The sequence below is a fragment of the Shinella sp. SUS2 genome, assembly GCF_001262505.1.
GTDB lineage: Bacteria > Pseudomonadota > Alphaproteobacteria > Rhizobiales > Rhizobiaceae > Shinella.
Genome location: NZ_KQ410727.1, coordinates 167,377 through 191,448, shown reverse-complemented (window position 1 = coordinate 191,448; position 24,072 = coordinate 167,377). Strand labels below are relative to the sequence as shown.

The window sequence follows — 24,072 nt, the reverse complement described above, 5'->3', positions numbered from 1 at the left end:
TTTCGTTTGTTTCTCTCAGGCAAAGACCACCTGGATATCGGTGTATTCGGCAAGCCCTTCCTCGGCGAACTCGACACCGATGCCCGAGGCTTTCACGCCGCCGAAGGGCACATTCGGCTGGATGGCACCGTGTTTGTTGATCCAGACGGAGCCGCAGGCGAGCCGGCTCGCAACCTTCTTGGCGGCCGCGACATCCGACGACCAGACCGAGCCGCCGAGACCGTTCGGGCTATCGTTGGCGAGCCGGATCGCCTCTTCGACGTCGGAATAGCGGATGATCGGCAAAGCCGGCCCGAACTGCTCCTCGTCGACCAGCGCATCGCCGTTGCGAAGGCCTGCGATGAGGGTCGGCGGGAAAAACAGGCCCTCGCCCGGCTCTCCCCCGAGCAGCACCTTGCCTCGCCCCTTCGCATCCGCGACGAGGCGCGAGACCTTGTCGAACTGCATGCGATTCTGGATGGGGCCGAGGATGCTCGCCTCCTCCATGCCGTCGCCGACCTTGATGCCTCGCGCATAGGCGACCAGCGCCTCGCAGACCGCATCGTGGATGGTGTCGTGCACATAGAGCCGCTTCATCGCCGCGCAGGTTTGGCCGTTGTTGATGAAGGCGCCCCAGAAGAGGCCTTCGGCAATCGCCACCGGGTCCGCATCGGGCAGGACGATACCGGCGTCGTTGCCGCCAAGTTCCAGCGTCAGGCGCTTCATCGTCTCGGCAGCGGACTGCATGACCCGCTGGCCGGTGGCGCAGGAGCCGGTGAAAACGATCTTGCGGATGTCCGGATGCGCCGACATGGCTGCGCCGAGATTGAAGGCCTGGTCGTCACCCGTCACCACGTTGACGACGCCCGGCGGCAGCACCTCATTCATGATCTCGACCAGCCGCAGGGTGGAAAGCGGGGTATAGGGCGAGGGCTTGACGACGACGGTATTGCCCGTGCGCAGCGCCGGAAGGATATGCCAGACGGCGATCATGACCGGAAAATTCCACGGCGTGATGGAGCCGACGACGCCGAGCGGCTTGCGGGTGAGTTCCACCCGGCCCTGCTCGTTGTCCTGAAGCACGCGCACCGGCAGCGAAAGCCCGGTCGTGTACCCCGCCCAGGCGACCGCACCGCCGACCTCCCAGCGCGAGCCGAGACCGTTGAGCGGCTTGCCCTGCTCCAGCGTGATGATCTCGGCGAGTTCGCCGGCATGTTCCTCGATCTTGGCCGTCACCGCCGCGCAGGCGGCCTGCAGGGCCGCATCGCTCTGCGCCGACCATGAGACGAACGCCGCCTTGGCGACCGAGACGGCCGCATCCAGCTCCGCCCCACCCATGTTCGGCGCGCGGCCGACCTCCTGGCCCGTCGCCGGGTTGAGAACGGCGAAGTCCACGCCGACGGGCGCCGGCTTGCCGCCGATGGTAGCCTTGAATTCCATCATATCCGCCTCCTCCATGAGCGGCCCGCCTCCTCCGGCGGGCACATATGGTGGCAGAGATTAGAGAGGGGCAGCACACCGGACTTGGACGGCACCGTCCCGCCTTTTGGACAAAAGCGTCAATGGCAGCGCGCGACCGCGCCCGGTGTCGTGCCGTACTTCTTGCGGAACTCGCGATAGAAATAGGAAAGGTCGTTGAAGCCGCAATCGAAGGCAACGACCGTAACGCCCTCCGCCGCCTGCTCTCCCTTGCGGGCGGAGAGCCGCGCATGGGCAAGCTCCAGCCGCCGATTGAGCAACCGGTGACCGGGTGTTTCCCCGAGCGGCCGAAAATGCCGCTGCAGCATGCGCTCCGAAACGTTGAGGCGGACGGCCAGCTCACGTGGCCCGAAGCCCGGATCCGCGCGGTGGCGATCGATCATCGCGAGCGCACGCGACAGCAGCGTCTCAGCGGCACCGGTCACGCGGGTCGAATGCAGGTAGGCGCCGAGAAGGCACAGGAAAGCTTCGCCGAGTTGCGCCTGCGCCCCTTCCTCCAGCAGCATTTTCGCGATGACCGCGCGCATGGCGAGCCAGAGAGGATCATCGCGCGAGATCGAAAGGCCACCGGTGCATGGCGTACCGAAACGGTGGAGCATCTCGTCGCGCGGGATATGCAGGGACACCTGGTTCGAGCGCTCGCCGCGATAGAGAAAGGACGAGGGTTTGAGGGAATCGACGAGGAACATGTCGCCGGGCGAAAGCTCCGCGACCTGATCGCCCTGCTCGACGCGACAGTGGCCCGCATCCTGCACCAGCAGGAAGAAGTATTCGCCGGGATCCTGCCGGATGGAGCGAGTGTTGCGCGCAACTTCGGAGGCATCGAGTGCGACGATGGCCGTATCGAAGGGACCGACACGCCGCGTCGTGACGTCGCCATTGACGACGCCCGTCCGCCCCATCGGCTCCAGATCGAACGAACCGCAGACCCTCCTGATCTCCGCCTCGAGAATTTCTACCGGCACCGGCTTGTGTCCCGGCGTCATCAGCGACTGCATCGTGCCCTCCCCGGCTCTAGCAGAAAGCCCGTTCTCCCAAAACTATCTCACCACAGTCCGCAACGCTTGCCTATCGCCGAGAGCCCTTCCCGTCCGCAAACGCGCAATCTTTCCGCCCTGCCGCAAGCCGGCAGGCAGTCTTGCCGGAATTGTCTCACCCGGCAAGCACCGAAAAACCACCGGCCTTTGCCGCCCGACGCAGGCCGTCGCTAGGCGGTTCGGCAAGGCCATCCGCTGCAAGGCGGTCCAGCACCGCCACCACCTCCGAAAGCCCGCGTCCCTCGGCATAGTGCATCGGCCCGCCGCGCCAGCGTGGGAAGCCATAACCATGGATCTTCACGAGATCGATATCGGCGGCGCGGAGTGCAACATGCTCTTCCAGGATGCACGTCGCCTCGTTGACCATGGGCAGGAGAATGGCATCAACGATGCCTGCCTCGTCCCATGCGCGCTGTGCCCGGCTTTCCGCTGCCTCGGCGATGATCGCCGCCACGGTGTCGGAGGGTTTCGGCGCACGGTCGCCCGGCTGGTAGTCGTACCAGCCGCCGCCGGTCTTCTGGCCGTAGCGCTCGAGGGCACAGAGCCGGTCGGCAACGGGCGCAAAAGGCGTTTCGCCGCGTTCACGCGCCGCCTTGCGCTGGAAGGCCGCGATGTCGAGGCCGCCGAGATCCTGCGCCTCGAACGGCCCCATCGGCAGGCCGAAGGCGCGCATGGCTGCATCAACCGCCGCAGGCGTCGCGCCCGACAGCAGCAGCCGCTCGGCCTGCGCACGTGTCACCTTCAGGATACGGTTGCCAATGAAGCCGTCGCAGATACCGGCGCGCACCGGGATCTTGCCGAGCAGGCGGGCGAGCGCAAAACCCGTCGCCAGCACGTCTGGCGCAGTCGTCCCGGTCGGCACAATTTCCAGCAGCTTCATGATGTGCGCCGGGCTGAAGAAATGCAGGCCGAGGAACCGTTCCGGATGGGCGATGCCTTCGCCGATCGCGTCCGGATCGAGATAGGAGGTGTTGGTGGCCAGCACCGCATCCGGCCGGCAAACCGCAGACAATTTTTCGAAGACGGCGCGCTTGACCGACAGGTCCTCGAACACCGCCTCGATGATGAGGTCCGTATCGGCCAGCAAGCCATAATCGCCGCTGCCGGCGACGCCGGCCATGCGCGCATCGGCGATGGCCTGCGTCACGCGCCCGCGCTTCACCGAACCGTCGTAGATGGCCTTGACATTGGCGAGCCCACGCTCGACCGCCGCCGCATCGCGCTCAATGAGAATGACCGGCAGACCGGCATCGCGCAACGCCGCGGCAATGCCCGCGCCCATCGTACCGCCGCCGATGACGGCCGCCGAGCGGACATCGCGTGGCGTGATCCCGGCAAGCTCCGGCGGGCGTGGCGCAGCGCGCTCGGCAAAGAAGACATGGCGCAGCGCCGACGCCTGTTGCGAGCCACGCAGGTCGAGGAAGGTTTCCCGCTCGAAAGCCATGGCACTGGCGAAATCCGTCTCGCTGGCCCGGCGCACCGAGGCAAGCGCCCGGAGCGGAGCGGCCTCCCGCTTCGCCTTGGCGGCCACCGCCTTTTCGGCACCCTCCCAGAAACCGGCTTCAACGGGCACTACGGCACGGCTGGAGATCGGCTCCGGCCGGGTTTTGCCGGCAGCACCATTCGCAAAGGCAATCGCGCCGGCCAGAAGGTCGCCCTCGATGACAGCATCCACGAGGCCGAGACCTTCCGCCTTCTTCGCGTCAACGGGGCTGCCGCTTGTCACGAGCTCGACGGCAGCCGCCGGACCGATCAGCCGCGGCAGGCGAACCGTGCCACCGGCACCGGGAATGATGCCGAGCTTGACTTCCGGCAGGCCGAGGCTGGCAGAAGCAACGGCCACCCGCCAGGCGCAGCCGAGCGCCACTTCGAGCCCGCCACCGAGCGCGCTGCCATGGATCGCCGCGACCCAGGGCTTCCTGGCGCCCTCGATGGTCGCCACCACGTCCGGCAGATGCGGCGGCTGCGGTGGTTTACCGAATTCGCTGACATCGGCCCCGGCGATGAAGGTGCGGCCGGCGCAGATCAGCACGACGGCTTTCACCGCGGCGTCCGCATCGAGCTTGGCGACGGCCTCGACGAGGGCCTGGCGCAGCGCCTGCGACAACGCGTTGACGGGCGGGTTGTCGATGGTGACGACGGCAATGCCGTTTTCGCTGATGATGCTGACGGTCATGGTGTCATATTCCCAGGTAAGCGGCGCGGATGCGTTCGTCGGCGATGAGGTCGGCAGCGGGGCCGGACATGGTGATGCGGCCCGTCTCCATGACATACCCGCGATCTGCGACCGAGAGTGCGCCGAATGCGTTCTGCTCGACGAGCAGCACGGTGACGCCGAGCGCCTTCAGGCTCTTCACCACATCGAATATCTGCGCGACGAGGATGGGGGCAAGGCCCATGCTCGGTTCGTCGAGCAGCAGGCAGGAAGGGCGGCCCATCAGCGCGCGGGCGATCGCCAGCATCTGCTGCTGGCCGCCGGAAAGGCCGCCGGCCGCAAGATTGCGCTTCTCCCTGAGGATCGGGAACATGGCGAAGGCGTCCTCCCGGTCCCGCTCCACCTTGTCATCGGAAAAGAGATAGGCACCGAGGCGCAGGTTCTCCTCCACCGTCAGGTTGGTGAAGATCTGGCGCCCTTCGGGCGACTGGGCAAGGCCGCGCCGCACGCGGGCATGCGCCGGCACCGCCGTCAGCGCCTCACCGCGAAAGACGATGGACCCGGCCGAGACCGGCTGGATGCCGGAGAGGCACTTGAGCAGCGTGGTCTTGCCGGCGCCGTTCGCGCCGACCACCGTGACGATCTCGCCCGAGGCAACATCGAGGTCGATGCCGTGCAGCACCTCGATACGGCCATAGCGCGAACGCAGTCCTTCAACCGTCAGCATTTTGCGCCTCCGTCGCCTGGGCACCCAGATAGGCCTCGATGACGCGCGGGTCGCGCGCGATCGCCGCCGGCTCGCCTTCGGCGATCTTCTCGCCATGGTCGAGCACCACGATATGGTTGGAAATACGCATGACCATCTTCATGTCGTGCTCCACCAGCAGGATCGACACGCCCTCGGCCGCGACCTGGGCGATCAGATGGTCGATCTCCTCCGTCTCGACGGCGTTGCAGCCGGCGGCCGGCTCGTCGAGCAGCAGGACGCGGGGTTTCAACGCCAGCGCGCGGGCGATCTCCAGCCGCTTCAGCGCACCATAGGAGAGCGAGCCCGCCTCCTGTTCGGCGGCGCGGCCGAGACCGACGCGGTCGAGCAGCGCACGCGCACTCTCCTCCGACGCCCTGCTGCGGCGGCGCGCGGCGGGCAGCGAGAGGATATCGGCAAAGACCGAGCCACGCTCGTGCAGGTGATGCCCGGCGACGGCGTTTTCGAGCACGCTCATCGACTGGAAGATCTGCAGGTTCTGGAAAGTGCGCGACAGGCCACGCCGCGCCAGAAGGTGCGGCGGCATGCGCGTGACATCCTCTCCGTCAAGCGCGACACGGCCGCGGGCCGGGGCGTAGACCCCCGAGATCATGTTGAACAGCGTCGTCTTGCCGGCGCCGTTCGGGCCGATGACGGAAACGATCTCGCCGGGTTTCAGGGAGAAGCCGACATCGTTGACGGCACGCACGCCGCCGAAATCGATCCCCAAACCCTCGATCTGAAGCAGGCTCATTCTGCCCTCCCCCGGATGCGGCGCGCGATGGAGGGTAGCAGCCCCTCGCGCATGAAGATCATGACCAGCATCATGACGAGGCCGAGCATGAGCTGTTCGTATTCCTGGAAGACCGTCAGCACCTGCGGCAGCGTGGTGAGGATCGCGGCACCGAGAATGGCGCCGAGCACCGACCCCGCGCCGCCCAGCACCGTCATGGTGACCATCTCGATCGAGTGCATGAAGCCTGCGACGTCAGGCGTGATGAACTTGTTTTGCAGCGCCAGAAGCGAGCCCGACACGGAGGCATAGACCGCCGAGAGGATGAAGGCGACAAGCTTGTAGTGCGCGACATCGACGCCGACCGTGCGGGCCGCGACCTCCGACCCGTGCAGCGCCCGCAGCGCCCGACCGGTCGGGCTGTGGTAGAGGTTGAGCGCCAGCCAGGCCCCGATGACAAGGACGAAGCCGGAGAAGGCATACCAGAATTCGGTGTTGGAAAGATCGATGCCGATGGCCTTCAGGACAGCGCGAAGTCCCAGTTCCGGCACCGCCATGCCGTCCGGCCCGCCGGTGAGCTGCGCCTCGTTGGAGAGCACCATCGAGACAAGGATGCCGAAGCCGAGGCTGGCGACGGCGAGATAATAGCCCTTGAGCCGCAGGATCGGCCGACCGACGAGGAAGGCGATGGCCGCCGAGAGCGCCGCACCGAGCAGAGCGGCAAGCGCCGGATGCAGACCGAGATGCACTGGCGCCAGCGCGCAGGCATAGGCGCCGATGCCGGCAAAACCCGCATGGCCAAGGCTGATCTGGCCGGCATAGCCGATGAGGATGACCAGACCCGTCACCGCGAGGCCGTTGACGAAGATCAGCGAACCGACGCGGAAATAATAGGAGGACGGGAAGAAGACCGGCGCGATCGCGATGACCGCGGCGAGGATGAGGAGCGTGGTTGCCTTGCTGGAGAGCCGCATGATCACACCCGATCCGTCGACTTGCGGCCGAAAAGGCCCTGCGGCATGGCGAAGAGCACCGCAAGGATGACGACGAAGGCGGCTGCGTCCTTGTATTGTGAGCTGATATAGCCGGCCGTCATCGCCTCCAGGATGCCGAGCATAAGACCGCCCACGAGCGCGCCCTTGGGATTGCCCATGCCCCCGAGCATGGCGGCAGCAAAACCCTTCAATGCCAGCGCGAGGCCGACATCATAGCTCGTCAGCGTGATCGGCGTCACCAGCACGCCGGCGAGAGCACCGATGGCGGCCGACATGGCGAAGGAGAGCGTCATCACATAGTTGGTGTTGATGCCGACGAGCTGGGCGGCGATGCGGTTGTTTGCCGTCGCCAGTACCGCGCGACCGATGAGGGTGCGTGTGAAGAACAGCCAGAGACAGAAGAAGACGGCAAGCGCACCGGCAATCACCCAGAGGCTCTGTGGCAGGATGGTCGCTCCGCCGATGACGATCGGCTGGTCGCCCGAAAAGGCCGGGAAGCGATGGAGCTGCTTGTCGAAGACGAGCTGTGTCGCGCCGCGGATGAAGATCGAGGCGCCGATGGTGATGATGATCAGCGAGACGACGGGTGCGCCCCGTGCCGGCTCGATCGCCAGCTTGTTGAGCGCAACGCCGACACCCGCCGTGACGATGATGGCGATGAGCGCGGCAAGCGGCAGCGGCAATCCGGCGGCATGCGCGAAGAAGGTGATCATGCCTCCGAGCATGACGAACTCGCCCTGGGCGAAGTTCACGACGTCGGAAGCGTTGTAGATGATCGTGAAGCCGAGCGCGACCAGCGCATAGACCGCGCCGACCGTGATCCCGGAAAGTAGGAATTGCAGGAGTTCGGGCATGAATGCCTCCGCTTCGCGCACGACGGTTTCCGCCGGCCCACAGCCCTGTGGCGCGGGCCGGCAGGCTCGATTACTCGACGATCTTCCAGCCGCCCTTTTCGATCTGCAGCATGCGGAAGGCCGACAGGTCGAGGCCGAGATGATCCTCCGCCGTCATGGTTACCGTGCCGGTCGTACCGACAAGGCCCGCCGTACCTTCGATCGCATCGCGAATCGCCGAAGGCTCGGTGCTGCCTGCCCGCTTGATCGCATCGACGAGAATGCGCAGCGCATCGTGGGCGTAGCCGCCGAAGGTCGAGACCGGCTTGCCGGTCGCCTTTTCATAGGCCTCCTTGTAGGCGACGACGACGGCGCGCTGCGGGTCGTTCTCCGGCAGCAGACCCGCGACGAGAAGCGCCGTGCCCGGCAGGCGCACGCCTTCGGCGGCCTCCGCGCCGGCAAGCTCGATGAAACCATCCGAGGCGACGCCGTGCGACTGGTAGAGCGGCAGGCCGACGGCGAGCTGCGCATAGTTGCGTGTGACGATCGCCGGCCCCTGGCCGAAACCGGGGTTCAGCACGGCCTGCACGCCGTCCTTGCCCTTGATGTTGGTAAGCTGCGGCGTCATGTCGGCATCGGTCGGGCCGTAGGTCTCGTCGGCCAGCACCTCGATACCGTATTCCCCGACGATGGACAGGCACTGCTTGTGCATGGATGCGCCGAAACCGTCGGAGCCGGAGATCATGCCGATCTTGGTGATGCCGTTCTTCTTCATGTCCTCGAAGATCTTCGCGCAGGCCATACGGTCCGTGTGCGGGGTCTTGAAGGTGAAGGGACGGACGGGATCGATGATCTCGATCGCGCCCGCAAGCGAGATGAACGGGACTTCGGCATCCTCGAAGACGGGGATGATGGCCATGGAGGTGCCCGTCGTCGTGCCGCCGATCACGGCGACGACCTCGTCGTCCTCTACCAGGCGGGTGGCGAAGGTGCGCGCCTTGTTCGGGTCGCCACCGTCGTCATAGACGATCAGGTCGATCTTCTCGCCATTGACGCCGCCGGCCGCATTGATCTCCTCAACCAGCATCTTCAGCGTCTTGGCTTCCGGATCACCAAGGAAGGAGGCAGGGCCGGTCTCCGAAAGGGTCGCGCCGATCTTGATATCGGCAAGGGCAGGCGCGGCAAAGCCGAGGACGAAGGCCAGCGTGCCGGCGAGCGCGGTGGTGGTGAGCGAAAATTTCATGTCGGTTTCTCCTCCCAACAAAGACAAAGGTTAAAGCGAAAACTCCTCACGCCGCCGCGGGGCGGCGCCACATCACCACGCGGAACCGGTTCGCGACGAAGGCCGCATCCGTCAGGCTGGCATTGCCCGCCGGATTGGCACCGGTAACGTGGAAATCGCTGAAGGCGGCGCTCTGGTTGACATAGATGCCGCCGGTCAGGTTGACGGAAAGATTGACGCCCGCCGTGGCGAAACGATCGGCCGCGGCAAGAATCTGGGTTTCATCCGCCGCGTAGAGCGCCGCCGTGATCGCCCCCTTGCGCTCGGCAAGCCTGGCAGCATGGTCGATGCCGTCCTCGACGTCATCAACCGCAACGACGAAAGCGATGGGACCGAAGCGTTCCTCCGCGTAAGAATCCGCATCCGCTGCATCGACGACGAGGATCAAAGGCGTTGCAGTGCGAGCGCCATCGAGGCCTTCGACGGGCGCCGAGTCACGGACGATGCGGCCAAGCGACCGGGCCGTCGCAATGCGGGCGAGCGTCGCCGGATTGGCGATGGCCCCACAGACACCGGCCGCACGCGCCGGATCGGCAAGCAGACCATCGATGGCAGCCGCGATGCCAGCCGCAACCTCGTCGAAACTCTTGTGGCCTTCATTCGTCGCAATGCCGCCGCGTGGGACAAAAATATCCTGCGGCGCCGTGCACATCTGGCCGGAATAGAGCGAGAGCGAGAAGGCGATATTGCTGCACATGCCGGCAAAATCATCCGTCGCACCGATGACGATCGAGTTGACGCCGGCCTCTTCGGTGTAGACATCGGCATGACCGGCGTTTTCGCGCACCCAGGCACCGAACGTATTGGAACCGGTATAGTCGATGATGGCGACGGCAGGATGCTGCACGAGATCCCTGGTGATCTCGGCACCGGGCGCATCGGCGGCGAGCAGCACGATATCGGCCGCAAACCCCTCTTCCACGAGCACCTGCCGCGCGACTTCGACGGTGATGGCAAGCGGCAGGATCGCCGCCGGATGCGGCTTGACGATGATGGTATTGCCCGTGACGAGGCTGGCGAAAAGGCCCGGATAGCTGTTCCAGGTCGGGAACGTATTGCAGCCGATGACGAGGGAAATACCGCGCGGCACGATGCGCCAGTGCTTTTCCATGACGATCGGCGCGCCCTTGCCCTGCGGCTTGGTCCAGGTCGCCTGCGCCGGTATGCGGCTCATCTCGGCATGGGCATAGGCGACGGCCTCGAGGCCACGATCCTGCGCATGTGGGCCACCGGCCTGGAAGGCCATGGCGAAGGCCTGGCCCGTCGTGTGCATGACGGCATTTGCCATCTCGAAGCTGCGGGCATTGAGGCGGGCAAGGATTTCGAGACAGATGCCGGCGCGTATGTCCGGCGAGGCCGCGGCCCATTGCGGGGCGACCGCACGCGAGGCCATGACCAGCATGTCGGCAGAGGCGGCGGGATACGTGATGCCGAGGGTCGGCCCATACGGCGAAACCTCGGCACCGACGCGCCCTTCGGCCGGATGATCGACGAGATCGAACGCCGCATCGAGCCGTGCCGTATAGGCGGCAAGGCCATCGTCCTTTGCCGTTTCACCGTATATCTTGCCACTCGGCACTTCGGGATAGACGGTCCAGAAATCACGCTTGGCGGCCGCTTCGATTGCGGCGGCCAGCGTCGGGCGATGGCGCTCGAAAAGTCCGGTCATCTCTGGCTCCTCCAGTCAGTGCTTTTATAATTGACTGACCGGTCGGTTTATGCAAGAGTTTTTTTACGGTCGCCGCTGGGAAGGGCGACAGGGAGGAACCATGACCACTTCCGACACCATTCTGTCGGCGCTCGCCGATGGCGTTCTGAGCCTCACGCTGAACCGCCCGGACAAGCTTAACGCCTTTAACGACGAGATGCACCTTGCACTGCGCGCCGGCTTCGAGCGCGCCCATGCGGATGATGCGGTACGCGCCGTACTGCTGACCGGTGCCGGCCGCGGCTTCTGCGCCGGCCAGGATCTCGGCGACCGCGATCCCAAGAAAGGCGTACCGGACCTCGGCCACACGATCGAGACCTACTACAATCCCCTGCTGCGCCTTATCCGCAGCCTCGAAAAACCTGTCATCTGCGCGGTCAACGGCGTCGCCGCCGGCGCGGGTGCCAATATCGCCTTTGCCTGTGATATCACGCTCGCCGCCCGCTCCGCCCGCTTCATCCAGGCCTTCGCCAAGATCGGCCTGGTGCCCGATTCCGGCGGCACCTGGAGCCTGCCCCGCCTGATCGGCGAGGCGCGCGCCAAGGCGCTTGCGCTCACCGCAGAACCGCTCGGCGCGGAAACCGCCGCCGACTGGGGCCTCATCTGGCGCGCCGTCGACGACGACAGGCTGATGGAAGAGGCGAGCGCTCTCGCCGTACGCCTTGCCGCCGGCCCGACCAAAGGTCTCGGCATGACGAAACGCGCCATCCAGGCCGCCGCCACCAATTCTCTCGACCAGCAGCTCGACCTCGAGCGCGACCTGCAGCGCGCGGCCGGTCGCAGCGCCGACTACGCCGAGGGCGTTTCCGCCTTCCTCGAAAAGCGCAAGCCGGAGTTCTCCGGCAAATGAGCGCCGCCGAGCTTTCTCCGCAAGCGCTCGCCGAAGCCTGCGCCAAGGCGATGTGGGATGACGACAACGCCACCCGTCATCTCGGCATGGAGCTCGTTGCCATCGCACCCGGCGAAGCGGCCATTGTCATGACCATCGCCGAGACCATGACCAACGGCCACGGCACCTGTCACGGCGGCTACATCTTCACACTGGCGGATTCGGCCTTCGCCTTCGCCTGCAACACCTACAACCAGCGCACCGTCGCCCAGCACTGTTCAGTGACCTTCATCGCGCCGGCCTTCCGGGGCGACAGGCTGACCGCGACGGCGAAGGAGGTGTCGCGCCGCGGTCGTGGCGGCATCTACGACATCCGCATCACCAACCAGGAGGGCGAGCATGTCGCGGAATTCCGCGGCCACTCGCGAACAGTCAAGGGCACCCATCTGCCGGAGTGAGGCAGAGGGCACACTATCCCGCATTCTCGGAGGAGATTTTCATGGAAGACCTGTCCCCCCGCCCCGGAGACCTCGAAGCGATCGAGACTGCCTCCCGCGATGAGATTTCCGCGCTGCAGCTTGAGCGCATGAAATGGTCACTGACCCACGCCTACGAGAATTCGCCTTTCTATCGTCAGCGCTTCGACGCGGCAGGCGTACACCCCTCCGACCTCAAGACACTCGCCGACCTTTCAAAATTCCCCTTCACCACCAAGAAGGACCTGCGCGACACCTACCCGTTCGGCATGTTCGCCGTACCCCGTGAGAAGCTGGCGCGCATCCACGCCTCGTCGGGCACGACCGGCAAGCCCACCGTTGTCGGTTACACGAAGAACGACATCGACACCTGGGCGAACGTCGTCGCCCGCTCGATCCGCGCCTCGGGCGGCCGGGCCGGCGATGTCGTGCATGTCGCCTATGGCTATGGCCTCTTCACCGGCGGTCTCGGCGCGCATTACGGCGCGGAACGGGCGGGCTGTACCGTGGTGCCGATCTCCGGTGGCATGACGGAACGCCAGGTCACCCTGATGCAGGATTTCAAGCCGCGCATCATCATGGTCACGCCCTCCTACATGCTCTCCATCCTCGACGAATTCCGTCGCCAGGGCGTCGATCCGCGGGAAAGCTCGCTCGCCGTCGGTATTTTCGGCGCCGAGCCCTGGACAAACGCCATGCGGGAGGAGATCGAGCAGTCCTTCGACATGCACGCCGTCGACATCTACGGCCTGTCGGAGGTCATGGGGCCAGGCGTCGCCAATGAATGCGTCGAGACAAAGGACGGCCTGCACATCTGGGAAGACCATTTCTACCCCGAAATCATCGATCCGGTCACCGGTGCGGTGCTGCCGGACGGCGAGATCGGCGAGCTGGTCTTCACCACGCTTACCAAGGAAGGCCTGCCGATCATCCGCTATCGCACGCGCGATCTGACGCGGCTGCTGCCCGGCACCGCCCGCTCGATGCGCCGCATGGAAAAGGTCACTGGCAGGTCCGACGACATGATGATCCTGCGCGGCGTCAACGTCTTCCCGACACAGATCGAGGAACAGATCCTGAAATGTCGCGGCCTCGCGCCGCATTTCCAGATCGAGCTGACACGCTCGGGCCGCATGGACAACATGACCGTGCATGTGGAGTGCACGCTCGAGGCAGCCGACGAGGGTTCTCGCACGGGTTCGGCCAAGGAACTCGCCCACCACATCAAGAGCGTGGTCGGGGTCTCGACGAAGATCACGGTGCACGAGCCCGGCGGCGTCGCCCGCTCGGAAGGCAAGGCAAAACGGGTGGTCGACAACCGCCCGAAGGAATGAAAGGCCGGGCGGAACAATTCCAGCAGTCGCGCGAGGAATGATTTTGCGTCCGGAGTTGTGTAGAAACAAAGAGATGGGGAATCTTCGCCGTTAGAAGAAGGATGAAGGTCCCCTATCCCGGAACCGGGTTGACTGTGTATAGGGAGGGCAGCCACCTTCCCGGAAGCAGCCGGGCAAAGCAAAGCAGGATAAAATGGCACGCACGCGCGCAGTTGATTTCGAGGAAAAACAGCGCGGCATTCTCTCGAGTGCCGCCGCGGTCTTTGCCGAGATGGGCATGGAGAAAGCCTCCATGTCTATGATCGCCTCGCACAGCAATGTCTCCAAGGCGCTGCTCTATCACTATTATCCGAGCAAGGATGCGCTGATCTTCGACATCGTACGCACGCACCTGACGGAGCTGGCAAACGCCATCGAAGCCGCCGACCGACCAGACGTCGCCCCGCAGGATCGCCTGCGGCTTCTCGTGAAGGCCGTACTGGCGAACTACGAGGGTCGGGACAACGAGCACAAGGTGCAGCTCAACGGCACCAGCGCACTTTCCCTCGAACAGCTTTCCGAACTGCAGGCGATCGAGCGGCAGATCGTCAAGCGCTTCTCCGGCGTCATCCGCGACATCAACCCGGATCTCAACAAGGACCGGCCGCTGCTGATGCCCGTCACCATGTCGCTCTTCGGCATGATGAACTGGGTCTATATGTGGTTCCGCCCGAACGGGCCAGTGACGCGGGATGAGTATGCGGATATCGCGACGACGCTGATCCTTGAGGGCGTCAAAGCCGTTACGTAAGCAAAAACTAACCGTCGTCCGATCGTTCCACGTCCTTGCCCGTCGCGGCGACCGATTCCAGCCGCTCGGCAAATTCACGCCGCAGCGTGCGGCGCAACTCTGCCGCCTTGTAGCGCCTGGCATCCACCGGATCCGTCGGCTGCAACTCCGGCACACGCACCGGCTTTCCCGCTTCGTCCACGGCGACCATGGTGAAATAACAGGAATTGGTGTGCCGGCGGTGGCCGGAGCGGATGTTCTCCGCCTCGACGCGAATGCCGATCTCCATGGAGGTTCGGCCGGTATGGTTCACCGAAGCGCGAAAGGTGACGAGTTCGCCGACATGGATCGGCTCCTTGAACATCACCTGATCGACCGAAAGCGTCACCGCATATTGCTGCGAATAACGCGAGGCGCAGGAGAAGGCGACGCGATCGAGCAGGTTCAGAAGCGCGCCACCGTGAACCTTTCCGGAAAAATTCGCCATGTCCGGCGTCATCAAAACGGTCATTTCCAGGCGGCGCGGGTCCATGCGGTCAGTCTCTCGTTTTGGCCACCATGGTCAGCACGTCGTACTGCGCGACGGTGGCGCCCGTCTGGTTGGTCACGTTGCAATCCCAGCGCACCTCGCCGTGCTCGGCATTGGCGCGCGGGTTGATCTCCTTGCAGGTGAGCTGCACTTGCAGCGTATCACCCGGATTGACCGGTGTCAGGAAGCGCAGATTGTCGACGCCGTAATTGGCCAGCACCGGGCCCGGCGCCGGATCGACGAACAGGCCGGCGGCGAAAGAGACGATGAGGTAGCCATGCGCCACGCGCCCGTCGAAGAACGGGTTCGCCCTGGCCGCGTCCTCGTCCATGTGGGCATAAAAAGTGTCGCCGGTGAAATGGGCGAAATGCTCGATATCGTCGAGCGTCACCGTGCGCGTGGCGGTGATGAGCTGGTCGCCGATCTTCAGTTCCGCCAGCGATTTGCGGAACGGATGCTCGCCGCCCGCCCGCGCCTCCGCGCCCGGCAACCAGCGGCCGGTGACGGCGGAAAGCATGGTCGGCGCGCCCTGAATGGCGGTACGCTGCATGTAGTGCTTGACGCCGCGCATGCCGCCCAGTTCCTCGCCGCCGCCCGCGCGGCCGGGGCCGCCATGCACGAGGCCCGGCAGCGGCGAACCGTGGCCGGTGGATGTCTTGGCGCTGACGCGGTTACCGATCATCACGCGACCATGGAAGGGGGCAAGGCCGAGTACCACCTCTTGGGCAAAACCCGGATCGTTGGTGAAGACCGAGGCGACGAGGCTGCCCTTGCCGCGCCGGGCGAGATCGACCGCCTCTTCCGCCGTGTCATAGGGCATGACGGTGCTGACCGGGCCGAAGGCCTCGACATCGTGCACGGCGCGGGCCGAGCCCGGCTTGTCGCAATAGAGCAGCACCGGATTGAGGAAGGCCCCGGCCACGGCGTCGCCGGACTGGACGCTCGGATTGTCGGGGTCGCCGGCGACGATCTCGGCGTCGGCGGAGAGATCGCGGATACGGGCGCGAACTTCTTCGCGCTGGTCGAGGCTGGCGAGCGGGCCCATGCGTACGGCTTCGTCGGCGGGATTGCCGATCGCCGTCTTCGCAAGACGCGCGCCAAGACTTTCGATGAGGGCCTCGCTATAGGCGCGCGGGGCGATGACGCGGCGGATCGCCGTACATTTCTGGCCGGCTTTCACCGTCATCTCGCGGGCGACTTCCTTGACGAAGAGGTCGAATTCCTCCGTACCGGGCGCGGCGTCGAGGCCGAGCACGGCGGCGTTGAGGCTGTCGGCCTCCATGGTGAAGCGCACCGAGTTTTCGATGATCGCCTTGTGCGTCTTGAGGCACTGGCCGGTGGCGGCCGAACCGGTGAAGGTGACGGCGTCCTGTCCTTCGACGTGATCGAGCAGGTCGCCGACCGAGCCGCAGACGAGCTGCAACGCGCCTTCCGGCAGGATGCCGGTCTCGACGATACGGCGGACCATCAGTTCGGTGAGATAGGCCGTCTGGCTCGCCGGCTTGACGATGGCGGGAACGCCGGCGATCAGCGTCGGGGCGAGCTTTTCCAGCATGCCCCAGCAGGGGAAGTTGAAGGCGTTGATATGCACCGCGACGCCCTGCAACGGGGTCAGGATATGCTGCGCGGCAAAGGTGTTGTCCTTGGAGAGCGGCTCCACGTCGCCATCGAGCAGGACGCGGGTGTTCGGCAATTCGCGCCGGCCCTTGGAAGCATAGGAGAGCAGCGTGCCGATGCCGCCCTCGATATCGACCCAGCTATCGGCGCGGGTCGCACCCGTGGCGGTAGAAAGTGCGTAAAACTCCTCCTTCTTCTCCATCAGCGCCTGGCCGAGCGCCTTCAGCATGGCGGCGCGCTCGTGGAAGGACATGCGCCGCAGCGCCGGGCCGCCCTTGTCGCGGCCGTGGGCGAGGATCGCCTTGAAATCGATGCCGGAGGAATCGATGAAGGCGACCGGATCGCCCGTCGCGGCGTCGAGCAGGGGCACGCCCTCCTTCGCACCGACGACCCAAGCGCCGCCGACATAGCTTTCGAGCCGGCGCGGCCGGTTTGCCATGACGTTCATCTCAATGTCCTTCCTGTTTTTTTCGCAATCACGGACGGAAAACCGCTTCACACTTTTCCTGGGATTGCTCAGTTCAATCCAAGCGCAGCGAGCTGCGCATCGACCTCGGCTCGCCATTCGGCCAGCTGGGTCTCGTTGGGCGTATGCCGCAGGCCGAAACGCGACAGCGTTTCGAAGCGGGCGGAGCCGGAATGGCCAAAACTGGCGGCGACGCGCGGATACCAGTAGGCGACGGAAGCCTGCGCTTTGGCGCGGCCCTCCTCGTCACCGGCGATGCGCACAAGGCCGGCAAGGCCAAGCTCCGCATGGCGCGTCTCGCGCGGCAGGATGGCGCGGAAAATCTCGGCGAGCGGCTGGTAGGAGACGCGCGACAGTTCCTTCAACTGCACGACGCTCGCCCGGCCCATCAGCACGTTCATGACGACGGCATCCACCCAGCCTTGCAGCGGATAGTGGAAGACGGAGAGGCGCATGTCGCCGCCCTGCCGTGCCGCGCCGATATCGGCCTCGCGGGAAAGCCGCTCGGCCCACGGATGGTGCACGGCGTAGCGCCCGCCATTCGCGCCGAAGGTTTCCATGACCTGCAAGACCTTGCCGGCGTGATCGGCCTTTTCCAGCACGATGCGGGCGGCGGAGATGCGCTCCTGAATGCCCGGCGCATCGTTGATCGTATCGGCGAAGCCGGCGGAACCGGCCAGTTCGCTGTCGACAAAGCTCGCCATGAGGCGCAAGAGTTCGCCGCGATAGCGCGGCGGCACGTTGGCGGGCGAGGAGAGAACGCCGCCCTCAGCCAGATAATCCTCGATCGGCATCGTATCGGACATGGAAATTCCCCTTACTGGTCGTAGCTGACGACGATGCGGTCGGTGAGCGGGAAGCACTGGCAGGTCAGCACATAGCCCTGGCGCACCTCGTAATCCTCAAGCGCGTGGTTGACCTCCATCTCGGCCTCGCCCTCAATGATCTTGGCGCGGCAGGTTGAACAGACGCCGGCCTTGCAGGCATAGGGCACGTCCATGGCGTTTTCGAGCGCGGCGTCGAGCAGGCTCTGGCCCTGTTTCGGGAACTTGAAGGTGCGGGTCGCGCCGTCGAGCGTGACGGTGGCCTCGCAGGCCGCGCCCTGGTCCGTACCGTTCGCCTTCTCCACCCTGGCGCGCGCCCGGCCGGGCTGCGAGGAGGCGAAGAGTTCGAACTTGATCTGGTCGTCACGCAGGCCATGCTCACGAAGGGCGGCAGCGATCGCCAGCATCATCGGCTCCGGGCCGCAGATGAAGGCGGTCGTCACAGATTTCGGGTCGATCCAGTTCCTGAACAGCGCCGCGCACTTTTCACCGTCGATGCGGCCGGTGAAGAGGTCGATATCCTGCGCCTCGCTTTCGAGGATATGCAGCACCGAGAAGCGCCCAAGATAAAGGTTTTTCAAGTCCTCCAGTTCCTCGCGGAACATGATCGAGCTGATCTGGCGGTTGGCGTAGACCAGCGTGAAGCGCGCGCGCGGTTCACGCGACAGCACCGTCTTGATGATCGAGAGCACCGGCGTGATGCCGCTGCCGCCGGCAAAGCCGAGATAGTGTTTTGCGGCGTCCGGCTCCAGCGCGGTGAAGAACGCGCCCATCGGGGGCATGGCCTCCAGCGTGTCGCCGGCCTTCAGGCTTTCGTTGACCCAGGTGGAGAAACAGCCGCCGTCGACGCGCTTGATGCCGACCTTCAGGACACCCTCGTCCTTGCCGGCGCAGATCGAATAGGAGCGGCGCAGCTCCTCGTCCTCGAACTTGCGGCGGAAGGTCAGGTACTGGCCTTGCGTGAAGTCGAAGACAGCGCGGTCCTCTTCGGACGGCCGGAGCGTGACCACGACCGCGTCGCGCGTCTCGCGGCGAACGTCGGTCACGGTCAGGGAATGAAAACGTGCCATGTGCGGGCCTTCTCCCTAGAGCATTTCCAGCCGGAGCGGCATCGCTTCGGCGTCGGATCATGCGGTAAAAACAGGAAACCAGAGCGTGTCAGGCGAATTCCGGTTCGCCGGAATCGCTTCCGGTCAGATGCACTTGAAATAGTCGAACGGTTCCAGGCAGTCCGTGCAGCGGTAGCTCGCCTTGCAGGGCGTCGAGCCGAACTGGCTGATCTTTTCCGTGTTCGCCGAGCCGCAGCGCGGACAGGCGATGGTCAGGTTCGAACGGCCGGAGAGCCGGTCGATGCGTTTCATCAAGACGCCGTCGGCGGCCGTGCCGTCGATCGGCGGGGCGATGCCGTAGTCGCGCAGCTTCTCCCGGCCTTCGGCGCTGATCCAGTCCGTCGTCCAGGCGGGCGAGAGACGGCGCTCCAGCTTCACCTTGGCAAGGCCCTTTCCGGTGAGCGCCGTCTCGATATCGAGATTGATCACCGTGGTGGCGGGACAGCCCGAATAGGTCGGTGTCACCGTCACGACAAGCGTATCGTCCCGCCATTCGACATCGCGGATAATGCCGAGATCGGTGAGCGAGATGACCGGGATTTCCGGGTCCGGCACTTCGGAAAGCCAGTGCCAGACCTCCTTGACCGAGGGACGAAGCGCCGGGTCCATCGCCGCCTCCTACCAGGTCGCGCCCGGATAGGCGCGTTGCAGGAACTGCATCTCGGTGAGGATGAAGCCGAGATGCTCGGTGTGAACGCCGCGCCGGCCGCCCTTGTGCATGTAGCCGTCGGCCGGCTTCTTCAGCGTGCCCTCGGAGAGCGTCTCCGCGACGATCTCGTCCCAGCCCGCCTTGAGGCTTGCGGGGGTCGGGATGATGCCGGCCTCGGCCAGTTCGGCATCGAGCGCATCGCTCATGAACATCTCGCCGGTGAAGGGCCAGAGCTCATCCAGCGCCTCCTGCATGCGGCGGTGGCTTTCCGCCGTGCCGTCGCCGAGGCGGATGACCAGATCACGGCTGCGGTCGAGATGGTAGGAGACTTCCTTGAACGCCTTTTCCGCGATCTCGGCGATGCGGGTGTCGGAAGACCCCTTCAGCGCCTTGAGGAGCAGATAGTGCCAGGCGTCGAACAGGAACTGCCGCATCAGCGTCTTGCCGAAATCGCCGTTCGGGCGCTCGACGATGAGGATGTTGCGGAATTCGTAACCGTCGCGCAGATAGGCGAGATCGTCGGCGGAACGGCCCTTGCCTTCCACCTCGCCGGCAAGGCCGAGCCAGAGCTGCGTCTGGCCGATCAGGTCGAGCGCGGTGTTGGCGAGCGCGATATCCTCCTCCAGCGCGGGCGAGTGCCCGCACCATTCGGAAACGCGATGGCCGAGGATCAGCGTGTTGTCGCCGATGCGCAGCAGGAATTCGAGAAGCGCCGCGCCCGCCATCACATGTGCCCCACTTCGTCCGGAATGTCGAAGAAGGTCGGGTGACGGTAGACCTTGGAATTCGACGGATCGAACAGCGGGCCCTTTTCCGAGGGCGCGCTGGCGGTGATTTCTGAGGATTTCACCACCCAGATGCTGACGCCCTCGTTGCGGCGCGTATAGACGTCGCGGGCGTTGTTGACAGCCATTTCGGCGTCAGGCGCATGCAGGCTCCCGACATGGCGATGGTTGAGGCCGTGCTGGCCTCGGATGAAAACTTCCCAAAGCGGCCATTCGCTGGACATCGTGCTCTCTCCCTTACTCGGCGGCGATTTTTGCCGCAGCGCGGCGGTCGGCGGCCTTTTCGGCATGCGCCGTCAGGCCGTCACGGAACCAGGCGCCGTCATTCCAGGCCTTCTTGCGGGCGTTGAGGCGCTCCGCATTGCACGGGCCGTTGCCGGCGATCACGTTGAAGAATTCCTCCCAATCCGGCTCGCCGAAATCGTGGCCGCCCTTTTCCTCGTTCCACTTGAGGTCCGGATCCGGCACGGTGAGGCCGAGATATTTTGCCTGCGGCACGGTCTGGTCGACGAATTTCTGGCGCAGCTCGTCGTTGGAGTTCTGCTTGATCTTCCAGGCCATCGACTGCGCCGAATGCACGGAGGCATCGTCCGAGGGGCCGAACATCATGAGGGACGGCCACCACCAGCGGTTCAGCGCGTCCTGCACCATGGCCTTCTGGGCCGCCGTGCCCTTCACCATCTTCATCAGGGCGTCATACCCCTGGCGCTGGTGAAAGCTTTCTTCCTTGCAGATGCGCACCATGGCCCGCGCATAGGGGCCGTAGGAACAGCGCTGCAACGGCACCTGGTTCATGATGGCCGCGCCATCGACCAGCCAGCCGATCGCACCGATATCGGCCCATGTCAGCGTCGGATAGTTGAAGATCGAGGAATATTTGGCCTTGCCGGAATGCAACTGCTCGTACATCTGGTCGCGGCTGATGCCGAGCGTTTCGGCGGCGCAATAGAGGTAGAGGCCGTGGCCGGCCTCGTCCTGCACCTTGGCGAGCAGGATCGCCTTTCTTTCCAAGGTGGGTGCGCGGGTGATCCAGTTGCCTTCCGGCAATTGGCCGACGATTTCCGAATGGGCGTGCTGGCTGATCTGGCGCACAAGCGTCTTGCGATAACCCTCGGGCATCCATTCCTTCGGCTCGATCTTCTGGCCGGCGTCGACGCGCTCCTGGAAGGCGCGCTCCACGGGGTCCATCTCGTCGAGGGACCGGACGCGAGCGGCATCGGTCTTCACCATCTGGGCATACATGGTCTTTCCTCCTTGCTGGCGCGTCAGACGCGCTCGAGAATGATGGCGATGCCCTGGCCGACGCCGATGCACATGGTACAGAGTGCATAACGCCCGCCCTGGCGGTGGAGCTGGTAGGTGGCTGTCGTGACGAGCCGCGCGCCGCTCATGCCGAGCGGATGGCCAAGCGCGATGGCGCCACCGTTCGGGTTCACATGCGGCGCATCATCCGGCAGGCCGAGATCGCGCAGAACCGCGAGCGCCTGCGAGGCGAAGGCTTCGTTGAGTTCGATGACGTCCATCTGGCCGAGCGTCAGGCCGGCGCGTTCCAGCACCCGGCGCGCCGCCGGCGCGGGGCCGAACCCCATGATGCGCGGCTCAAGCCCCGCCGCCGCCATGGCGACGACGCGCGCCTTCGGCGTCAGGCCCTGCGCCTTGGCGGTCGCCTCATTGGCGATGAGCAAGGCGGCCGCGCCGTCATTGACACCCGAGGCGTTACCCGCGGTGACAGAGAGGTCCGGGCCGTTGACGCCCTTCAGCTTGGCAAGCTGCTCGGCCGTCGTGCCGGGACGGGGATGTTCGTCGGTGTCGACAACCAGCGGATCGCCCTTCTTCTGCGGCACGGAAACGGACACGATCTCATCGGCAAAAAGGCCGGCCTCATGCGCGGCCGCCCAACGGGCCTGGCTCAGCGCAGCAAAAGCATCCTGGTCTTCGCGGCTGACGGCAAAGTCGGCGGCGACATTGTCGGCCGTCTGCGGCATGGAATCGACGCCGAAGGCCTTCTTCATCTTCGGATTGACGAAGCGCCAGCCGATGGTCGTGTCATAGACGGCATTGGCACGCGAAAAGGCGCTGTCGGCCTTCGGCATGACGAAGGGCGCGCGGCTCATGCTCTCGACGCCGCCGGCGATGACGAAATCGCAGTCGCCGGCGCGGATGGCGCGGGCGGCCATGCCGACGGCGTCCATGCCGGAGCCGCAGAGGCGGTTGACGGTGGTGCCGGGAATGGAGACGGGAAGGCCGGAGAGCAGCACGGCCATGCGGCCGACATTGCGGTTGTCCTCGCCGGCCTGGTTGGCGCAGCCGTAGATGAGATCGTCCACCTTCGACCAGTCGACTTGCGGGTTGCGCGCCATCAGCCCGGAGAGCGGCACGGCCGCCAGATCGTCGGCGCGGACCGACGACAGCAGCCCGCCATAACGGCCGATGGGCGTACGAACGGCGTCGCAGATAAAGGCTTCGGACACGCGGCTTCCTCCCTGATATCCAAGGGTCGATCCGTTCCTCCAGAAACATTAACCGACCGATCGGTTATCTATTTAGCACTCGACACATCACAAATCAATGGGATTTTCCCTAAATTCTGTGATGTCTCATCGCAGCAGCAAGCATCATACCACAAACCATGCTTTTCCCTATGAAAAGTCGACCCGGCGTGCCTCGCGCAACAGGGAAAGACGACGCAGCGTTGCCTCGCTCGCTTCCGGCAAGGCACCGGCCGCCGTGACGAAATGGCGGGCGACATGCAGATCCGCCTCGGGGGAGAGGCCGAGGTAAAGGTCGGCAAAGAGCGCCCTGGCCGCCTCTCCCGGCCAGTCCATGGGCAGGGCCGTCTGCGGCAGGCGCGGATCGCGCAGTACGACGAGACGGAACTGGTGCACGAGCACCAGCCGGGCGACGAGGCTTTCCGCTGCGCCGAGCCGCACCCCGCCGGCAAGGAGATCGGCGAGGCGCCCGAAGCGCCGGAGGAAGCCGTCATAGGCCTCGGCATGCAGCGCAAGGTCCCAATGGTCGGCCGCAAAGGCGCCAAGGTCCCCCTCGCCGCTAACCACGTCACCCCGGAACACGACGGCCGGTTGCTTGAGAAGCGGGAGGGCGCGCGCACCCACCGCTAACCGCGGCCCAAGCCGGGCATGGCCTGCCCGCTCAAGGGTCTGCATCGCCTCGTCTGGCGCCGTTCCGGTCAACTGCACAAAATGCCACTCGGCCGCTTCCGGTGGACCGAAGAGCAGGCGGGCAGCGGCGGCAAACTCCGCCCGAGCGGGCGCGGCGAGGCGGTAGAAGCTTCGCCGCCCTTCCCGCTCTCCGGACAATTGCCCGGCCGCGACAAGGCGCGAGACGGCGGTGCGCACCAACGTCTCGCTGATGCCGATGGCAGCACAGGTCTCGATGAGGTTGCCGGTCCACACCACGCCGCCCCGCGGCTCCACGACATCGCCATAGATGGTGACGATGAAGCTGGCGGCCTTCAGCGGGCTCTCCTCGATGATGGTCCTGAGCATCGCGCCAAACATGCTCTCCATCCTGTCCTTGTCCGCCGGCAAACCAGCCCCCTGCCCTCGTTCCATTTCGATAGTGGCCGAGGACTAGCCCAGAATAGGCCGTGGCGGGAAGCCCCGCCCGGAAATCCGCAGATAAAGGCATATTCTCGTCAGCAAATATTAAGTTGCATCTGCCATCGTCCGTCGATCGTCGGAGGCCGGGCAGAACCCTTCCCGAGCAGACAGGGCGCGTG

General features: G+C 65.3%; 23 protein-coding genes. 4 read left to right on the top strand and 19 right to left on the bottom strand.

All coding sequences use genetic code 11. From position 1 onward, the window contains the following. Positions 1-15 precede the first annotated feature (15 nt). The 9 genes from AKG11_RS09555 to paaN all read right to left on the bottom strand — a co-directional run bounded on the left by AKG11_RS09555 (position 16) and on the right by paaN (position 10,907). Positions 16-1,422 (bottom strand): aldehyde dehydrogenase family protein, encoded by a 1,407-nt coding sequence (locus AKG11_RS09555; RefSeq protein ID WP_050743819.1) that lies wholly within the window; start codon positions 1,420-1,422, stop codon positions 16-18. 116 nt (positions 1,423-1,538) lie between these two features. Continuing rightward, entirely contained in the window at positions 1,539-2,456 is a 918-nt protein-coding gene (locus AKG11_RS09550; protein WP_050743716.1) for a helix-turn-helix domain-containing protein, read from the bottom strand. A 154-nt stretch (positions 2,457-2,610) separates the two neighbouring features. Beyond that, a complete protein-coding gene (locus AKG11_RS09545) occupies positions 2,611-4,671 on the bottom strand; it encodes a 3-hydroxyacyl-CoA dehydrogenase NAD-binding domain-containing protein (RefSeq protein ID WP_050743715.1) in 2,061 nt (686 codons plus the stop codon). A gap of 4 nt (positions 4,672-4,675) precedes the next feature. Continuing rightward, complete coding sequence (locus AKG11_RS09540) at positions 4,676-5,377, bottom strand: ABC transporter ATP-binding protein (RefSeq protein WP_023512763.1); 702 nt, start codon at positions 5,375-5,377, stop codon at positions 4,676-4,678. Continuing rightward, complete coding sequence (locus tag AKG11_RS09535; RefSeq protein ID WP_050743714.1) at positions 5,364-6,149, bottom strand: ABC transporter ATP-binding protein; 786 nt, start codon at positions 6,147-6,149, stop codon at positions 5,364-5,366. The genes AKG11_RS09540 and AKG11_RS09535 overlap by 14 nt, the downstream gene beginning before the upstream one ends. After that, entirely contained in the window at positions 6,146-7,102 is a 957-nt protein-coding gene (locus tag AKG11_RS09530) for a branched-chain amino acid ABC transporter permease (RefSeq protein ID WP_023512765.1), read from the bottom strand. The genes AKG11_RS09535 and AKG11_RS09530 overlap by 4 nt, the downstream gene beginning before the upstream one ends. Positions 7,103-7,104: 2 nt before the next feature. Beyond that, the gene (locus AKG11_RS09525; RefSeq protein WP_023512766.1) at positions 7,105-7,977 is read right to left on the bottom strand and encodes a branched-chain amino acid ABC transporter permease; all 873 of its coding nucleotides are present in this window, start codon (positions 7,975-7,977) and stop codon (positions 7,105-7,107) included. 70 nt (positions 7,978-8,047) lie between these two features. Further along, positions 8,048-9,199, bottom strand: a complete 1,152-nt coding sequence (locus AKG11_RS09520) for an ABC transporter substrate-binding protein (RefSeq protein ID WP_023512767.1) — start codon at positions 9,197-9,199, stop codon at positions 8,048-8,050. Positions 9,200-9,245: 46 nt separating this feature from the next. Then, entirely contained in the window at positions 9,246-10,907 is a 1,662-nt protein-coding gene (paaN, locus tag AKG11_RS09515; RefSeq protein ID WP_050743713.1) for a phenylacetic acid degradation protein PaaN, read from the bottom strand. Between the two features lie 100 nt (positions 10,908-11,007). Between paaN and paaG the strand changes: the two genes are divergently transcribed. The 4 genes from paaG (at position 11,008) to AKG11_RS09495 (ending at position 14,375) form a co-directional block, all read left to right on the top strand. Continuing rightward, entirely contained in the window at positions 11,008-11,796 is a 789-nt protein-coding gene (gene paaG / locus AKG11_RS09510; protein ID WP_050743712.1) for a 2-(1,2-epoxy-1,2-dihydrophenyl)acetyl-CoA isomerase PaaG, read from the top strand. Beyond that, positions 11,793-12,233 carry a hydroxyphenylacetyl-CoA thioesterase PaaI gene (gene paaI / locus AKG11_RS09505; RefSeq protein ID WP_050743711.1) on the top strand — a complete coding sequence of 147 codons (441 nt, stop codon included), beginning with the start codon at positions 11,793-11,795 and terminating at the stop codon, positions 12,231-12,233. The genes paaG and paaI overlap by 4 nt, the downstream gene beginning before the upstream one ends. 41 nt (positions 12,234-12,274) lie before the next feature. Continuing rightward, the gene (gene paaK / locus AKG11_RS09500) at positions 12,275-13,585 is read left to right on the top strand and encodes a phenylacetate--CoA ligase PaaK (RefSeq protein WP_023512771.1); all 1,311 of its coding nucleotides are present in this window, start codon (positions 12,275-12,277) and stop codon (positions 13,583-13,585) included. 193 nt (positions 13,586-13,778) lie between these two features. Next, the gene (locus AKG11_RS09495) at positions 13,779-14,375 is read left to right on the top strand and encodes a TetR/AcrR family transcriptional regulator (RefSeq protein ID WP_050743710.1); all 597 of its coding nucleotides are present in this window, start codon (positions 13,779-13,781) and stop codon (positions 14,373-14,375) included. 7 nt (positions 14,376-14,382) lie between these two features. On the opposite strand, the gene AKG11_RS09490 is transcribed toward AKG11_RS09495, so the two are convergent. The 10 genes from AKG11_RS09490 to paaX form a co-directional block, all read right to left on the bottom strand. After that, the gene (locus AKG11_RS09490) at positions 14,383-14,886 is read right to left on the bottom strand and encodes an acyl-CoA thioesterase (RefSeq protein ID WP_050743709.1); all 504 of its coding nucleotides are present in this window, start codon (positions 14,884-14,886) and stop codon (positions 14,383-14,385) included. A 4-nt stretch (positions 14,887-14,890) separates the two neighbouring features. After that, positions 14,891-16,948 (bottom strand): phenylacetic acid degradation bifunctional protein PaaZ, encoded by a 2,058-nt coding sequence (gene paaZ / locus AKG11_RS09485; RefSeq protein WP_050743818.1) that lies wholly within the window; start codon positions 16,946-16,948, stop codon positions 14,891-14,893. Positions 16,949-17,016: 68 nt separating this feature from the next. After that, entirely contained in the window at positions 17,017-17,772 is a 756-nt protein-coding gene (locus tag AKG11_RS09480) for a Phenylacetic acid catabolic protein (protein WP_050743708.1), read from the bottom strand. Positions 17,773-17,783: 11 nt separating this feature from the next. Beyond that, positions 17,784-18,860: a 1,2-phenylacetyl-CoA epoxidase subunit PaaE gene (paaE, locus tag AKG11_RS09475; protein ID WP_050743707.1), complete on the bottom strand. Its 1,077-nt coding sequence runs from the start codon at positions 18,858-18,860 to the stop codon at positions 17,784-17,786. Positions 18,861-18,983: 123 nt separating this feature from the next. After that, on the bottom strand, positions 18,984-19,508 hold the full coding sequence (gene paaD, locus AKG11_RS09470) for a 1,2-phenylacetyl-CoA epoxidase subunit PaaD (RefSeq protein WP_050743706.1): 525 nt from the start codon (positions 19,506-19,508) through the stop codon (positions 18,984-18,986). A 9-nt stretch (positions 19,509-19,517) separates the two neighbouring features. Further along, positions 19,518-20,273, bottom strand: a complete 756-nt coding sequence (paaC, locus tag AKG11_RS09465; RefSeq protein ID WP_050743705.1) for a 1,2-phenylacetyl-CoA epoxidase subunit PaaC — start codon at positions 20,271-20,273, stop codon at positions 19,518-19,520. Further along, positions 20,273-20,557: a 1,2-phenylacetyl-CoA epoxidase subunit PaaB gene (paaB, locus tag AKG11_RS09460; protein WP_034482795.1), complete on the bottom strand. Its 285-nt coding sequence runs from the start codon at positions 20,555-20,557 to the stop codon at positions 20,273-20,275. The genes paaC and paaB overlap by 1 nt, the downstream gene beginning before the upstream one ends. A 13-nt stretch (positions 20,558-20,570) precedes the next feature. Next, positions 20,571-21,575 carry a 1,2-phenylacetyl-CoA epoxidase subunit PaaA gene (gene paaA, locus AKG11_RS09455; protein ID WP_050743704.1) on the bottom strand — a complete coding sequence of 335 codons (1,005 nt, stop codon included), beginning with the start codon at positions 21,573-21,575 and terminating at the stop codon, positions 20,571-20,573. 23 nt (positions 21,576-21,598) lie between these two features. Beyond that, positions 21,599-22,804 (bottom strand): 3-oxoadipyl-CoA thiolase, encoded by a 1,206-nt coding sequence (gene pcaF, locus AKG11_RS09450; RefSeq protein WP_050743703.1) that lies wholly within the window; start codon positions 22,802-22,804, stop codon positions 21,599-21,601. A gap of 168 nt (positions 22,805-22,972) precedes the next feature. Then, positions 22,973-23,881, bottom strand: a complete 909-nt coding sequence (gene paaX / locus AKG11_RS09445) for a phenylacetic acid degradation operon negative regulatory protein PaaX (RefSeq protein ID WP_371260048.1) — start codon at positions 23,879-23,881, stop codon at positions 22,973-22,975. Positions 23,882-24,072 lie beyond the last annotated feature (191 nt).

What these genes read in the sequence shown, in the direction of transcription:
- AKG11_RS09555 (WP_050743819.1), bottom strand. Translation starts at nt 1,422, where the DNA reads ATGATGGAATTCAAGGCTACCATCGGCGGCAAGCCGGCGCCCGTCGGC.
- AKG11_RS09550 (WP_050743716.1), bottom strand. Translation starts at nt 2,456, where the DNA reads ATGCAGTCGCTGATGACGCCGGGACACAAGCCGGTGCCGGTAGAAATT.
- AKG11_RS09545 (WP_050743715.1), bottom strand. Translation starts at nt 4,671, where the DNA reads ATGACCGTCAGCATCATCAGCGAAAACGGCATTGCCGTCGTCACCATC.
- AKG11_RS09540 (WP_023512763.1), bottom strand. Translation starts at nt 5,377, where the DNA reads ATGCTGACGGTTGAAGGACTGCGTTCGCGCTATGGCCGTATCGAGGTG.
- AKG11_RS09535 (WP_050743714.1), bottom strand. Translation starts at nt 6,149, where the DNA reads ATGAGCCTGCTTCAGATCGAGGGTTTGGGGATCGATTTCGGCGGCGTG.
- AKG11_RS09530 (WP_023512765.1), bottom strand. Translation starts at nt 7,102, where the DNA reads ATGCGGCTCTCCAGCAAGGCAACCACGCTCCTCATCCTCGCCGCGGTC.
- AKG11_RS09525 (WP_023512766.1), bottom strand. Translation starts at nt 7,977, where the DNA reads ATGCCCGAACTCCTGCAATTCCTACTTTCCGGGATCACGGTCGGCGCG.
- AKG11_RS09520 (WP_023512767.1), bottom strand. Translation starts at nt 9,199, where the DNA reads ATGAAATTTTCGCTCACCACCACCGCGCTCGCCGGCACGCTGGCCTTC.
- paaN (WP_050743713.1), bottom strand. Translation starts at nt 10,907, where the DNA reads ATGACCGGACTTTTCGAGCGCCATCGCCCGACGCTGGCCGCCGCAATC.
- paaG (WP_050743712.1), top strand. Translation starts at nt 11,008, where the DNA reads ATGACCACTTCCGACACCATTCTGTCGGCGCTCGCCGATGGCGTTCTG.
- paaI (WP_050743711.1), top strand. Translation starts at nt 11,793, where the DNA reads ATGAGCGCCGCCGAGCTTTCTCCGCAAGCGCTCGCCGAAGCCTGCGCC.
- paaK (WP_023512771.1), top strand. Translation starts at nt 12,275, where the DNA reads ATGGAAGACCTGTCCCCCCGCCCCGGAGACCTCGAAGCGATCGAGACT.
- AKG11_RS09495 (WP_050743710.1), top strand. Translation starts at nt 13,779, where the DNA reads ATGGCACGCACGCGCGCAGTTGATTTCGAGGAAAAACAGCGCGGCATT.
- AKG11_RS09490 (WP_050743709.1), bottom strand. Translation starts at nt 14,886, where the DNA reads ATGGACCCGCGCCGCCTGGAAATGACCGTTTTGATGACGCCGGACATG.
- paaZ (WP_050743818.1), bottom strand. Translation starts at nt 16,948, where the DNA reads ATGAACGTCATGGCAAACCGGCCGCGCCGGCTCGAAAGCTATGTCGGC.
- AKG11_RS09480 (WP_050743708.1), bottom strand. Translation starts at nt 17,772, where the DNA reads ATGTCCGATACGATGCCGATCGAGGATTATCTGGCTGAGGGCGGCGTT.
- paaE (WP_050743707.1), bottom strand. Translation starts at nt 18,860, where the DNA reads ATGGCACGTTTTCATTCCCTGACCGTGACCGACGTTCGCCGCGAGACG.
- paaD (WP_050743706.1), bottom strand. Translation starts at nt 19,508, where the DNA reads ATGGACCCGGCGCTTCGTCCCTCGGTCAAGGAGGTCTGGCACTGGCTT.
- paaC (WP_050743705.1), bottom strand. Translation starts at nt 20,273, where the DNA reads ATGGCGGGCGCGGCGCTTCTCGAATTCCTGCTGCGCATCGGCGACAAC.
- paaB (WP_034482795.1), bottom strand. Translation starts at nt 20,557, where the DNA reads ATGTCCAGCGAATGGCCGCTTTGGGAAGTTTTCATCCGAGGCCAGCAC.
- paaA (WP_050743704.1), bottom strand. Translation starts at nt 21,575, where the DNA reads ATGTATGCCCAGATGGTGAAGACCGATGCCGCTCGCGTCCGGTCCCTC.